Annotated in this window: 12 protein-coding genes and 1 tRNA gene; 8 read left to right on the top strand and 5 right to left on the bottom strand. The window is 46.5% G+C overall.

Translation table 11 applies throughout. From position 1 onward, the window contains the following. The first annotated feature begins 3 nt into the window (after positions 1 to 3). Positions 4 to 333, top strand: a complete 330-nt coding sequence (locus DW205_RS08135) for a hypothetical protein (RefSeq protein WP_227793694.1) — start codon at positions 4 to 6, stop codon at positions 331 to 333. On the opposite strand, the gene DW205_RS08130 is transcribed toward DW205_RS08135, so the two are convergent. After that, positions 256 to 1,023 (bottom strand): RNA methyltransferase, encoded by a 768-nt coding sequence (locus DW205_RS08130; RefSeq protein ID WP_005855539.1) that lies wholly within the window; start codon positions 1,021 to 1,023, stop codon positions 256 to 258. The genes DW205_RS08135 and DW205_RS08130 overlap by 78 nt on opposite strands. A gap of 76 nt (positions 1,024 to 1,099) precedes the next feature. On the opposite strand from DW205_RS08130, the gene DW205_RS08125 reads away from it, so the two are divergent. From DW205_RS08125 to trxA, 3 genes are all read left to right on the top strand, one after another. After that, the gene (locus DW205_RS08125; RefSeq protein WP_005865267.1) at positions 1,100 to 3,460 is read left to right on the top strand and encodes a BamA/TamA family outer membrane protein; all 2,361 of its coding nucleotides are present in this window, start codon (positions 1,100 to 1,102) and stop codon (positions 3,458 to 3,460) included. 78 nt (positions 3,461 to 3,538) lie between these two features. After that, positions 3,539 to 3,612, top strand: a tRNA-Arg gene (locus DW205_RS08120). 243 nt (positions 3,613 to 3,855) lie between these two features. Further along, the gene (trxA, locus tag DW205_RS08115; RefSeq protein WP_005865269.1) at positions 3,856 to 4,155 is read left to right on the top strand and encodes a thioredoxin; all 300 of its coding nucleotides are present in this window, start codon (positions 3,856 to 3,858) and stop codon (positions 4,153 to 4,155) included. Here trxA and DW205_RS08110 read toward each other — a convergent pair. Next, entirely contained in the window at positions 4,152 to 5,735 is a 1,584-nt protein-coding gene (locus tag DW205_RS08110; protein WP_005865271.1) for a YfcC family protein, read from the bottom strand. The genes trxA and DW205_RS08110 overlap by 4 nt on opposite strands. Further along, complete coding sequence (locus DW205_RS08105) at positions 5,732 to 7,003, bottom strand: DNA recombination protein RmuC (protein WP_005865273.1); 1,272 nt, start codon at positions 7,001 to 7,003, stop codon at positions 5,732 to 5,734. Before DW205_RS08105 ends, DW205_RS08110 begins: the two co-directional genes overlap by 4 nt. A 164-nt stretch (positions 7,004 to 7,167) precedes the next feature. Here DW205_RS08105 and tpx point away from each other — a divergent pair, with 164 nt between their 5' ends. After that, entirely contained in the window at positions 7,168 to 7,668 is a 501-nt protein-coding gene (tpx, locus tag DW205_RS08100; protein WP_005865275.1) for a thiol peroxidase, read from the top strand. 97 nt (positions 7,669 to 7,765) lie between these two features. Here tpx and DW205_RS08095 read toward each other — a convergent pair whose 3' ends face one another. After that, positions 7,766 to 8,446 carry an ABC transporter ATP-binding protein gene (locus DW205_RS08095; protein WP_005865277.1) on the bottom strand — a complete coding sequence of 227 codons (681 nt, stop codon included), beginning with the start codon at positions 8,444 to 8,446 and terminating at the stop codon, positions 7,766 to 7,768. A 49-nt stretch (positions 8,447 to 8,495) separates the two neighbouring features. Then, positions 8,496 to 10,838 carry an FtsX-like permease family protein gene (locus DW205_RS08090; RefSeq protein ID WP_005865279.1) on the bottom strand — a complete coding sequence of 781 codons (2,343 nt, stop codon included), beginning with the start codon at positions 10,836 to 10,838 and terminating at the stop codon, positions 8,496 to 8,498. 175 nt (positions 10,839 to 11,013) lie between these two features. Between DW205_RS08090 and DW205_RS08085 the strand changes: the two genes are divergently transcribed. The 3 genes from DW205_RS08085 to DW205_RS08075 are packed head-to-tail and all read left to right on the top strand — an operon-like array spanning position 11,014 to position 13,699. Further along, positions 11,014 to 11,538: a response regulator gene (locus DW205_RS08085; RefSeq protein ID WP_005865281.1), complete on the top strand. Its 525-nt coding sequence runs from the start codon at positions 11,014 to 11,016 to the stop codon at positions 11,536 to 11,538. Beyond that, positions 11,535 to 12,377, top strand: a complete 843-nt coding sequence (locus DW205_RS08080) for a PAS domain-containing sensor histidine kinase (RefSeq protein WP_036623262.1) — start codon at positions 11,535 to 11,537, stop codon at positions 12,375 to 12,377. Before DW205_RS08085 ends, DW205_RS08080 begins: the two co-directional genes overlap by 4 nt. Before the next feature lie 14 nt (positions 12,378 to 12,391). Then, positions 12,392 to 13,699: an MATE family efflux transporter gene (locus tag DW205_RS08075; RefSeq protein WP_005865285.1), complete on the top strand. Its 1,308-nt coding sequence runs from the start codon at positions 12,392 to 12,394 to the stop codon at positions 13,697 to 13,699. Positions 13,700 to 13,726: the final 27 nt, after the last annotated feature.

The following is a 13,726-nucleotide window of genomic DNA, read 5'->3' as shown; positions in this document are numbered from 1 at the left end:
CTTATGAGAAGAATTGCCGCTCATTACGTTTGGTGTAAGCAGGTTTATCGTATGCATTATATCGAACTGGATGATAATGGTGCGTTTCATGGTGTTTACCCGTTGAATGAGGAGATAGCTGGAACCGCTTTTTATGATGGAGTGCTGGTGCCGGTTCTTTCCTCGGAACCGGCGATTGGTTTTAAGCAGGTGATGGGATCTTGGCCGGCGTTAACCGAAAAGATTACGCCGGGTTGTTCAGTCCATATATATCGTTTAAGCGGGATTCCCTTGGCGTCTGCGAAACTCGGCACAGACCACGGCTGTAGCGATAGCCACATTGAGAGACTCTGAGGTGTCTCTTCCTTCCGGATAGTTCGGGATATACAATTTTTCGTTTACAAAAGCCTCGATGGCGGGACGTATTCCATTTCCTTCATTACCCATTATCAAGATACCGTTTCCGGATAAGGTTTTCTCATATAAGTTTTCTCCGCCAAGGAAGGTGCCGTATAAAGGTATGGCTTGGGCAGATTGGGCCTGTAAGAACGTTTCCAGATCGGTGTAATGTATTTTTACGTGGGCAAGCGCACCCATAGTGGCTTGTACGGTTTTTGGACTGAAAACATCGGCGGTATCTTTGCTGCATACGATATGGGAAATACCGAACCAGTCCGCTAACCGGATGATCGTACCTAAGTTGCCCGGATCTTGGATTCCGTCTAATGCGAGAACAAGCTCCTTTTCCGGCGTTATTTCCGTTATATCCCAATTGGGGCGTTTAAAGATTGCGAGTACATCTTGGGGATTTTTCAGGAAACTGGCTTTACGAATATCATCTTCTTCCGCTACCAATAACTCCTTGGCCGGAATATCGCCTTGTGTAGCCATCCAAGATGGCTTGGCTATTAATAACTCACATTCAAAGGCCGGTAACATATCGGCTACCAATTTATTTCCTTCGGCTACAAAAACATTATTTTCATTCCGGAATTTCTTTAATTCCAGAGAACGGATGTATTTGACTTTGGTCTTGCTTAGCATCTTAGTTCTTTTTACAAAACAAAAGTACGGTAAATTCTTTAAATTCCAGTACATTCGCGATCGTAAAAAGCTTGGAATGATGAATCGATCTCTACGTATATGCTATTTTATCTGTATCGTACTACTGCTAGCCTCTTGTAGTACGACCAAGTTTGTGCCGGATGGGGAATATTTGCTGGATAAGGTGGAGATCGTGTCGGATAACAAGGATTATAAGTCTGCGGATTTAAAATCTTATCTTAGGCAGCAACCAAACTTCAAGGTGTTTGGTCTGATGAAGTGGCAGTTGTTTGTCTATGATTGGTCTGGTAAGAATGAGAAGAAATGGATCAATAAACAGTTACGTAGGATTGGTGAGCCTCCCGTGGTGCTGGATACGATGTTGGTGGAACAGTCCGCCATGGAACTAGAGCGTTTTTACATTAATAAAGGGTATGTCCATGCGGATGTATCAACGACGATCGATACGACACGCCATAAGAAAGCGGTTGTAACTTACCATATAAAGGCGAACGATCCGTATAGGATACGCAATTACACGATGAAGTTCCCCGATCCGAAAATTGATAGTTTGGCACATCTGAAAGCGCCTCGCCGCTCTCCCTTAGCTTCTGCGTTCCGGTCCTCACAGGAAGAGTATAACCAATTAGTTAAGGAAGGAACTTTATTTGACCGGGATATATTGGACAAGGAGCGGGAGCGTATTACGACCTTACTTCGCTGGAACGGGTATTATGGTTTTAATCGGGATTATTTAGGATATATCGCTGATAGTTCTTTTAACCAAAATGTCGTGGATCTTGATATGTCCATGAAACCTTATCGGAAGGTGTTGCCCAATGGGTCGGTAGAGGATCAGCCGCATCGTCAGTATTATATTAAGGATGTAACGGTCTTAACCGATTATAATCCGATGGGGGTAGGAGAGGACGCTAGTTTCATGGCTACAGATACGATGCTCAGCGCAGGGGTGAATATCGTATATGGCCGGAACGGGAAGAGTATCCGTCCGAGCGTGCTCCGGAGGAGTACTTATATTCGTCCGGGGCAATTATTTAGTGAGAAGAATATAGAGCAGACCTATTCAGCGTTCGCTTCTCTAAGGGCTTTGAGGAATGTAAATATACGTTTTACGGAAGTAGAGGAGCGGGATACGATGAAGTTGGATTGTTACATTCTTACTTCTCCCGCGAAGATAAATACGGTGGGAGTGGATTTGGAAGGCACTAACTCGGCGGGTGATTATGGGTTTGCCTCCAGCTTGAATTATCAGCATAGGAATATCTTCCGAGGATCGGAGCTGTTTTCGGCGAGGGTGAGAGGGGCTTACGAGGCGTTATCCGGAAATAAGGCGAATGGCTTTGGTAATTACTGGGAGTTAGGTGCGGAAGGGTCCTTGCTGTTTCCTCGTTTCTTGTTCCCGTTCTTGAGTTCGGATTTTCGTAGGCGGCTACGTGCGTCAACTGAAGCGAAAATAAGTTACAACCTGCAAAAACGTCCGGAGTATACGAGGGCGATTCTATCTGGTGGTTGGAGTTATATTTGGCAAGATCGGGGCAATACACAGGCACGCCATACCTTTAAGCTTGTAGACTTGAATTATGTGTATTTGCCGGATAAGAATATGGACTTTATCAATAGCTTGCCGGATTATATGGTGTTGTATAACTATACGAACCATTTTATCATGAGTTCGGGATATACTTATTCCTTCAGCAATTATTCTCCCCAGAATCGTTTGAGAAACACGCATTCCCTACGTGCGTCGGTCGAGGTCGCAGGGAATTTGTTGAGTGCCTTTTCGCATCTTACGGGGGCGAAGAAAAATGATGACGGTTATTATGAGTTGTTTGGTACGGAATATGCGCAATATGTGAAATTGGATTTCGATTTTAGTAAAGGAATCGTGCTTGACAGTCGTAACAAGTTAGCTTTCCATATAGGAGTGGGAGTGGGGATGGCTTATGGTAACTCAAACTATTTACCTTTTGAGCGTGCTTATTTCTCGGGGGGAGCGAATAGTGTCCGGGGATGGTCTGTACGAGAGTTAGGTCCGGGTAGTATGGAAGTTGACAGCACGACTTCTTTCGCTCTTCAATCGGGGGATATCCGCTTGGATTTGAACTTGGAATATCGAACGAAACTTTTTTGGAAGTTTGAATTGGCGGCTTACATAGATGCCGGAAACATATGGACCCGGAATGTATCAGATGAACGCTATAAGGCTGGAAACTTTGATTTCTCTCGTTTTTATAAGGAGATCGCTGTTTCCTATGGTTTGGGACTTCGTTTGGACTTTGATTTCTTTCTACTACGTTTAGATACAGGCTTCAAGGCTTATAATCCTCAGGAGAAAAAGTCTAGGCGTTGGGCGATAACCCGTCCTAATTTCAAGGATAATTTCGCCTTGCATTTTGCCGTTGGTTATCCATTCTAAATTCAATATGTAAAAAAGTGTACTAAAAGTTTGCAAGGAAAAGAAAAATCCTTACCTTTGCACCACGAAAATAAGGATGGTCAGGTAGCTCAGCTGGATAGAGCAACAGCCTTCTAAGCTGTGGGTCCTGGGTTCGAATCCCAGCCCGATCACGAGGGAGATTCTAAAAGAGTCTCCCTTTTTTGTTATAATCAGATGCCAGTTTTTTTCTTTTGCTTGTTTTGATCGTTGTTTATTGATCTTTTATGGAAAACTTTGAGTGTTATCTATCGGTTATTATATAGAAGATTTCGAGATAGAATTTCATAATTTTGTTTTTGATGGGATAAGGGCTATTAAGCAGGATTCCTGTATTTGAGATTAAACAGATTGTAAATATTTAAAAAGTAGATAAGATGGAAACATTTGACGATATCATTAAAGGGGATAAACCTGTATTGGTGGATTTTTTTGCGACATGGTGCGGCCCGTGTAAGGTGTTGAGTCCGACGGTCGAGGCATTGGGGAAGGAGCTGGCGGGACAAGTGCGTGTCCTTAAAATTGATGTAGATAAGAACGAGGCACTTGCCAGACAGTTGAGGATTCAATCTGTACCCACTTTGATCATCTTCAAGAAAGGTGAGATCATATGGCGCTCTTCCGGCGTGATGGACTACGGAAGCCTTTTACAGAAGGTGCAAAGCTATATTGATTAAAAGCCGTTCATCGGGATCAATACCGTCGGGATCAATAAAAGGAATCCAAGGATCACTAGGACAAGGATGAACTTCCATGCCCATTTGAACCATTTATCATACGGGATACGGCTTACTCCTAGAACCGCTATCAGGACACCTGATGTGGGAGTTATCAGGTTCGTGAAGCCATCGCCAAACTGAAAGGCCATGACGGTGGCCTGCTTGGATAAACCGATCAACTCCGAGAATGGGGCCATGATAGGCATGGTAAGGGCCGCTTTGGCGCTTCCGGAAGGAATAACTAAATTGATAAGCGTTTGAATAACGTACATCATCCCGACCGTAGCTACTTGTCCCAAACCTTCCATCCCTTTCGCTAGGTTAAAGAGAATCGTATCGATCACTTTACCGTCTTGCAGGATTACGATAATACCTCCAGCCAAGCCAACGACTAAGGCGGCGCTCATAATATCCTTGCAGCCCTCTAAAAATAGTTTCACAAGCTCATTCGGATTGCGTCCATTGGCAATTCCCGCCGCTATGCCCAAGGCGAAGAACAAGGTCGCTATTTCCATAATATACCAACCGTAGCCCATTACGCCTGTTATCAAGAAAAAGATCGTGAAGAATAAAAGGTTCAATATATATAAGTGCACGGTTTTCCGTAGGGCAAATATCGAGCAGATCACGAACGCTACGCTAAGAATCGGAATTAAGGGTAGTCCCTTGATTACGCTATTTCCTATTTTTAAGGATGTCTGGGGATAATAGATCGAAAAGATAACGAGTACGATAGTCAATAGGACGAAACTGATCCATGCGGCTTTCGGGGTTCTGTATACGATTTCCAAGGAATTGGTACTATGCAAATCTCTCCAATATTGATCATCCTCATAGACTGGAGACAATTGAGGGTTCTTTTTTACCTTGGCGGCATAACGCAATATCCATGTGAAGCCTACCGCATTGATAATACACCAGCAAACGATGCGATACTCGATACCGGAGAAAAGAGGAATCCCCGCCAAGCCTTGCGCTATACCGATCGTGAAAGGGTTTAAAATCGCTCCAGCGAAACCTAATCCCGCCGCTATAAAAACCATACATACGCCAGTTATGGAATCGTACCCCATAGATATCGCCATCGGGACCAAGACCAGACAAAAAGCGATGGTTTCCTCACTCATCCCGAATACGGCTCCGAATAGGCTGAAAAGTAGCATGATAGCAGTTAATAAGAAATTGTCCACACCTATTTTACGAAGGATAGGGTTGTTCTCCATTTTGCGTGCTTTCCGCAGGAAACTGACTGTTCCGATATCAAATGCCTTACTGTCGTTCACGATCCAGAATGCACCACCGATGATGAGGATGAAGACAATGATATCCGCCTTGTCCACAAATCCTTTATAAAAGGCGGAGAGTACTTCCCATGTTTGAGGTACGCTTTCCACGGATTCATATACAACGGTTCGCTCTCCGTCCGGGCTGATACTTTCCGTATATTGCCCACCGGGAATAACCCATGTCAATATGGCGCAAAATAAGATGATGTAAAAAATGATTACGTAAGTGTGGGGTATTTGTCTCTTTTTCATGATTCTGCTTTTTCGTCTTCTTCAGTTAATATTCCGATCTCGGGAAGGATAGCCCGGGCCTCACGGTCACTAAGCGTATCTACATCCTTGAGTTTACGTTGGATGGCACGGGTACGGATACCTAAAACCTCTTCTATTTGCCCGCTGGCGGTTTGCAAGTTCTTTTGGGCTTTCTCGAGCATACCGCCTACTTTCTCGAATTCTTTTTTCACGGCCCCTAAGATCGTCCATACCTCCCCTGAGTGCTTTTGGATCGCCAATGTACGGAAGCCCATTTGTAAACTGTTTAGTATGGCCGCTAGGGTAGTGGGACCTGTTACGACTACCTTGTAGTTTCGTTGCAAGTCCTCCAATAAAGCGGAACGGCGTACGACCTCGGCGTAAATGCCCTCGAACGGCAGGAACATAATGCCGAAATCGGTCGTGGCGGGAGGCGCCAGATATTTGTCCGAAATATCTTTAGCCATCTTCTTGATCGTTGTCTCCAATAATTTTCCGGCCGCCTCGATCGCTTGGGAATCTGCGGCATCGTAAGCGTCTAGGAGCTGTTCGTATACATCTTTCGGGAATTTAGCGTCTATGGGAAGGTATACGAATTCTCGGGCATCATCCCGTCCGGGGAGCTTGACAGCGAATTCAACGACAGCGTCCGAACCTTTCCGGGTATGTACATTCGCCTCGTATTGCTCTGGTGCCAATAACTGCTCCAATAACATACTGAGTTGGATCTCCCCGATATTTCCCCGGGTCTTGACATTACTAAGTACCCGTTTTAACCCGCCTACATCCTGCGCTAAGGTTTGCATCTCGCCCAGTCCTTTTTGTACACTTTCTAATTGTTCGGTGACTAAACGGAAAGATTGCCCGATACGGTCGTTCAATGTCTTTTGAAGTTTCTCGTCTACGGTGACTCGGATTTCTTCCAGTCTTTTTTCCGTGTTATCCACTAATCTCTGCTGGCGTTCGTCCAAGGCGGCGAATTTCTCTTTCTGCAACCTGTTAAAAGAATCGATACCACGTTCGAAAGCTTCCCTGAACTCGTTCATGGAATGAGCCAGTTCTTCTCGGTTATCTTTTGCTACCAAACGGCTTTCTTCCCGGTTCAGGCGGAAGTCTTCCCTAAAGTTTTTCTCGATATGGTCGAACGAGCGTTGTATCTCGTTTAGCAACTTTTCCAGGTCTTCTTTGTTATTATTTAGCTGTTTAGGACGCAAAAGGATTTGCATCACGATGATTATAAGAAGTCCGCCGATAATAATCCAATCCATCTGTTTTTGATTTTGACGTCAAAGATAGATAATCTGTATTTTGTAACAGCAGTTAAATAGAGTTAAATAAAAGAACATTGTTTATTTTCGTTTGTTTTATCGACAGAAAGCTGCTTATATTTGTGCAGCCAACTTAAGTAAGACTATTAAATTTACATACAAAGATGGCAAAAGTAACATTAAAAGGTAACGAAATTCATACGAACGGCGAGTTGCCGAAAGTTGGGACAGAGGCTCCGGACTTCAAGGGTGTAAAAAGTGATTTATCCGAATTGTCGTTAAGCGACTTGAAAGGAAAGAAAGTGGTGATAAATGTTTTCCCGAGCTTGGATACAAGTGTATGTGCGGCCTCGGTAAGACGCTTCAATAAAGAAGCCGCTTCGCATCCGGATACGGTAGTATTAGCTGTTTCTAAAGATTTACCTTTTGCGCATGGACGTTTCTGTACTACGGAAGGTATTGATAAGGTGATTACATTGTCTGTGTTCCGGTGTTCATGCTTTGAGGATAAGTACGGGATGCTTCTGGTAGACGGTCCGCTGAAAGGGTTATTAGCCCGTGGCGTGATAGTGGTCGATGGAGCTGGTAAGGTGGTTTATGAGGAACTTGTTCCCGAGATTACTACCGAGCCGAATTACGATGCGGCTTTAGCTGCATTGAAATAAATGTAGTAGATTATTGTTTTTCATTGGTTAAAGTTAAGGGTTAGTGTAGGAGGCCGTCGGATGTGAATCCCGCGGCCTTCGTTTTTGTGTGAAGAGGCTAAAGTTTTCCTTCCAGCTCGTCGACGATTTGCCCATCGAAGAGATTGATGATACGGTCGGCGTAGGTCGCGTCATGTTGCGAGTGTGTCACCATGACGATCGTAGTCCCTTCGGCATTCAGTTGACTGAGTAATTTCATAATTTCAAGACTGTTTTTAGAGTCGAGGTTTCCAGTCGGTTCGTCCGCCAATATCAGCATAGGTTTACCTACGACGGCGCGAGCGATGGCGACACGTTGCTGCTGGCCGCCGGAGAGTTGCTGCGGATAATGTTTGGCACGTTGGCTGAGGCGTACTTTGCGCAGGATGTCGAGTACTTGTTGTTTGCGCTCAGCCTTGGGGATGCCGAGGTATTTCAATTGGAGGTCTACGTTTTCCTCGACTGTAAGCTCGTCAATGAGATTGAAGCTTTGGAACACGAAACCAATGCGTCCCTTGCGATAGCGTGTACGGTCTTTCTCCTTTAGGTGCCCCACCTCTTCGCCTTCTAATAGATAGCTGCCCTCGTCCGGGTTGTCTAGCAGGCCGAGAATATGCAGCAGGGTTGATTTGCCGCATCCGCTGGGTCCCATGATGGCGATAAATTCGCCCTTTTTCACTTCCATGCTTATGCCATTGAGCGCGATGGTTTCTACTTCTTCCGTCCGGAAGTTTTTGCTGAGGTTCTTTATTTGAATCATGACTTGTCTTGTTTTTGTGAGAATGTATACCTATTATAGAATGTTGCTTTTATTCGGTCCGGATACTTTTGATGGGGTTACGGCGGGCGACTTTCAAGGTTTGCCCGATGATTGACACGAAAGCGATGGCTATGGTTGCCAAAACTGCTGCGGTTATGAGATACCACGGGAAGGCGATGCGGTTATAGAACGACTCTAAACTGATTTGAACCGCTTTCACGCTGATGGGCAGGGCGAAACAGGCGGCAAGCAACGAGAGTGCCATGAATCGTTTGGAAAGTTCCCATACCGCGCCACTTGTCTCGGCTCCCATCACCTTGCACAAGGCGATCCGTTTGCTTTGCTGTTCGGTGTAGCTTATCGACATGGCCAGCAGTCCCAAGGCAGAGATGAGAATGGAGATGGTCATGAAGCAAAGGACAAGCATCATCATGTTCTTCTCATGGGTTAAATCCTTGTCCATATAATCGTCGATATAATCGGCTTCCAAGTCTTTCGGCATCCCGATCACTTCTTTGGACACTTCCCGGCAAGTACGGCGGATGGCGGCTAAGGCTTCTGCCCGATCGCCTTGTATCTTGACGATTTGACGGATGATGTAGCCTTGTGGATCTAGTATCATAACGGCTCCATGCGAATCGGATAGGGGAGTAGCTAATGCGCTTAGCGAACGATAGTCGCGGATGACACCGCAGACGTTATATCGGTAGCCGCCCTTGTCATCCTTTTTTCCAAAATGGGGTCTGTTGGATGAAAGTTGATAACGACGGCAAGTCTCTTCCGTTACCCAAACCATTCCGGGCAGTGGGTCAGACCAACGTTCTACCACTTCGAAACCCAACAGCCGGAATGCGGCGCTGTCCATATCCGAAAGGTGGAGCCACGAGTATCCCTCTTCTTCCGGTTGTTGTACACCATCGTGACCGGTGATGAAAGGCAGTTTTCGTGCTAACGCTACTTCTGTCACTTGGGGTAATGCCTGTAAGCGTTTCTGGAGGATGACTTGCTTGTCGTAGGTATGTCCTAATTCCCATGTCTTGACAAATACAAGGTCTGTATTATAACCGGTCGGCAGGGTGGCAAGGTGGTATATTTGGAAGGCCATGGTGAGTCCCAAGGTGATGAGTACCGTGCTGATGACATTCTGCACGATGATGAACAAACGGCTGAACAATTGCTTGTTGTGCATTCGGAAATTTCCTTTTACGATATCTATCGGACTGTATTTGTAGGTGATGATGGCTGGTAACAATCCCGATATGCCGGCGATTCCTACCCATAGTAACAGCGAATAGGTTACCATCGCCGGTGAAGAGACCAAAGCGATCCGGGTGGAGAGCAAGTACTCGAAATAGGGCTTTGTGATGACGGCAACTAAGCAACCGCCGATGAAACAACCGGTTGTGAAGATAGCGGACTCTGCGAGGTAGCGTAATACGATTTGCCCTGCCGAGTCACCCATCAACCGGCGGGTCGCCATTTCATGGACTCGTTTGCTGGTTTGCGATACAGTTAGGTTGATGTAATTGAAGATAGCCGAGAGGAGCAACACGAATGCTAACGAGAACAAGATTTGTACCTGTTTCCGTGTCCCTTTACGGAAAGGGCCGTATTGGTTCAGGGGAGAGAAATAAATCTCGTCCATGCGTGTCACCGAAGAACCCCAAAAAAGCCTGTTCGTGCTGTTGTCTTCTTTCCAGTATTCCCAATAGCCTTTATACTTATCGAGTAGTTTACGGGTAACAACATCGGGAGTTACCCCTTCTTCCAACGTAATGAGTATTTGCGTTGAACCATAACTGTCCATCCATGCATAATCCTTTTCTGCCAGTTTGAAAGGAATCAAGATGTCTATCGGTTTCAACAGCTCTGTCGAGCTGAAAGCCGGGAGAACCCCAATGACCCGTAGCGGTGTCTGGTTCAAGTACATCACGGTACGGCCGATCGGATTTTCATTCCCGAATACTTTGTGGGCGAATGGCTCGGAGAGGATGACCTCGTCTGTCCCGATCAGTGCTTTGTTGCGGTCGCATCCAATGAGCGTATAGTTGAGCATCTGGAAAAAATTAGGATCTGCCGCGATGCCGTTTACTTGGTAATATTGGTTGTCTACCATCAGGTTGGCCGCTTCAATATGGATCAGGCGTGTCCACTCTTTTATTTCCGGAATGGAAGGGAATAATTCTGGGGCAGTCCCGGTTGTCATACCGATCTCATCTCCATAGCCGACGGCATACAATTGGTGAGAGTACGATTGATTGTTACCGATATTAAATTCGGTGTCGGCATACGAGGCCAGAAGGATGACAACTCCCAGCGCGGTAGCCAATCCACAGAACTGGATAGCTGTGTAGAGTTTGTTACGGCCGAGAAAGGTAAAGTACGATTTCATATTTTGCTTGTTTTTGCTACAAAGGTATAGAGTGGCTGGTATCTGGCAAGGGCTTGGATGCCCGGTCGCGGTAGTTTGTATGAAAATCATACACCTGCTTGTATGATATTCATACAGCCTTTTTCCGTACCTTTATCCCCGATAAAAGAGATAAAGGAAAACAAACGAATCGGATATGGCAAATTACGGGACAATAGTGGTGGTAGATGACAATCCGGCGATTCTTACGGCGGTCAAGATCTGCTTGGCCGGTGAGTTTGACAGGGTATTGACACTCGCTTCTCCCGACATGCTTCTTACGGTATTGGCACAAGAGGTGGTGGACGGGATTCTGCTCGACATGAACTTCACGCAAGGGGGAAACTCCGGACAAGACGGCTTGCTTTGGCTTCGGGCGATCCACAAGAAGCATCCGGCTATCCCGGTGGTACTGGTGACGGCATACGCTGATATCAAGTTGGCGGTGCGTGGTTTGAAGATGGGGGCGGCGGACTTTGTTGCCAAGCCGTGGGATAACCTAGAGCTGATCCGCATCTTGAAAGATGCGATTGATGCCGGGCGTAAAGTGGTACCATTGGAACAGGTCGAGGCGGAACATGTGAGCAAGGTAGTGGAGCGTTGCCACGGCAATATCAGCCGGGCCGCCGAATTGTTGGGAATTACCCGGCAGACGTTGTATGCTAAAATAAAAAAGCTATGATGTTGATAGGCACTTTGGGAGTCGTTGTCGTTCTCTTTATCGGATGGTTCTACCGCCATCAGGTATTGTTGAGAGACCGGGCGCATCTGATGCGTGAGGCGATTCGTAACCAAGAATTTACGTTTCGTCTTCCTGTGAAAGGCCTGTTCTTCGGGGAGCGGGCGTTGCAAGAGGCCCTTAACGAGACGGGTAGGGACATCGGGCGGTTGCTTGCCCGCAATGAGGTGGAATCGTGGCAACGGCTGACCCGTGTGCTTACGCATGAGATCATGAATGCCACTACGCCTATCGCCAGTATCAGTCAGGCCTATCTGGAGCATCCCGCGATTGCCGGAACGGTTTACGAGGAGGGGATCCGTGCCATTCACGATACCAGCCGGGGACTTGCCCTGTTCGTGGACAGTTACCGGAAACTGGCGGAACTGCAAGAACCTGTTATCGGAAAGGTCTATTTGAATGATTTTATGGAAGGGATCCGGGCTCTTTATCCCGATTTAGAGTGGCATCTTTCCATTCCTTTGTCTGCTATGATGCGTACGGATCAGAATATGTTGCGGCAAGTGCTGATTAACCTGATCCGGAATGCTTGCGAGGCAGGGGCTACGACCGTGGATGTGTGTTGGAAGAAGGGGTTGTGGGTCAGCAACAATGGTGCGCCTATTCCGGTGGCTATCGAACGGGAGATTTTTATTCCTTTCTTCACGACTAAAAGGACGGGTTCCGGTATCGGCTTGTCGCTTTCCCGGCAGATGATGGTGCGGCAAGGCGGGGATCTTTGTTTGGCGCAGCGCTCTGTGCCGGGTTATCAAGTGACGTTTATAATTTCTTGCGTAGGATAAATTTAGGATAGGATATGAATCGGAAAATACTTCAGCTGGCCATACCTTCTATCGTCTCCAATATAACCGTGCCTTTGTTGGGCCTGGTGGATGTGGCGATCGTAGGGCATCTGGGATCGGCGTCGTACATTGGGGCGATCGCCGTGGGCGGGATGCTGTTTAACATGATCTATTGGATATTCGGCTTTCTCCGGATGGGGACAAGTGGGATGACCGCCCAAGCCTATGGGAAACGGGACTTGACGGAGGTAGTCCGGACCTTGCTGCGGGCTGTCGGGGTAGGGCTTTTGATCTCTCTCGGGCTTTGGATCCTTCAATCCCCGATCCTGAGGGGTGCGTTTGTTTTGATCGACGCAACGGAGGAGGTGAAGCGATGGGCCTCTCTCTATTTTAATATCTGTATCTGGGGAGCGCCGGCCATATTGGGTTTATATGGCTTTGCCGGTTGGTTCATCGGTATGCAGAATTCTCGTTTTCCGATGTTTATCGCTATCACGCAAAATATCGTGAATATTGCGGCCAGCCTATGTTTCGTGTTTGTGCTGGGTATGAAGGTGGAAGGCGTAGCGTTGGGAACACTGATCGCCCAATATGCGGGCCTCTTCATGGCGTTTGCTCTTTGGTTGAAATATTATGGGCGTCTGAAAGCGTATATCGATTGGAATGGTCTTTGGGGTGGGGAGGAGATGCGTCGCTTCTTCTCGGTCAATAGTGATATATTTTTCCGGACCTTGTGTTTGGTCGCTGTTACTACCTTCTTTACTTCTACAGGTGCGAGACAAGGGGATGTGATATTGGCCGTAAATACCTTGTTGATGCAGTTGTTTACCTTGTTCTCTTATATAATGGATGGTTTCGCTTATGCGGGAGAGGCATTAGCCGGCCGGTTTATTGGGGCTAAAAACGATGTGGGGTTACGTAGATGCATTCGTTTATTGTTTCTATGGGGAATCGGCCTCTCTTTATCATTCACGATTCTTTATGCGTTTTTGGGGAGGGATTTTCTGGGACTGTTGACGAACGATACCTCGGTCATTGAGGCTTCCGGGGATTATTTCTATTGGGTATTGGCGATCCCTTTATGTGGATTCTCCGCTTTCCTTTGGGACGGTATCTTTATCGGGGCCACGGCTACACGCCAGATGCTTTACTCGATGCTTGTGGCCTCGGCTACTTTCTTTATTATTTATTACCTGTTTTATCGATCGATGGGAAATCATGCGTTATGGATGGCTTTCCTTGGATATCTCTCCTTGCGAGGTGGTATGCAATGGATACTTTGGCGATATAGGAAAATTACAATGCCCATTATAAGCAACTGACAATGCCCATCGTAAGCGGCTTATAAT

It is taken from the genome of Parabacteroides sp. AM17-47 (assembly GCF_003434625.1).
GTDB classification, from domain to species: domain Bacteria; phylum Bacteroidota; class Bacteroidia; order Bacteroidales; family Tannerellaceae; genus Parabacteroides; species Parabacteroides distasonis.
Note: the sequence above shows the minus strand (reverse complement) of the source record. Positions and strands in the feature narration are given on the sequence as shown.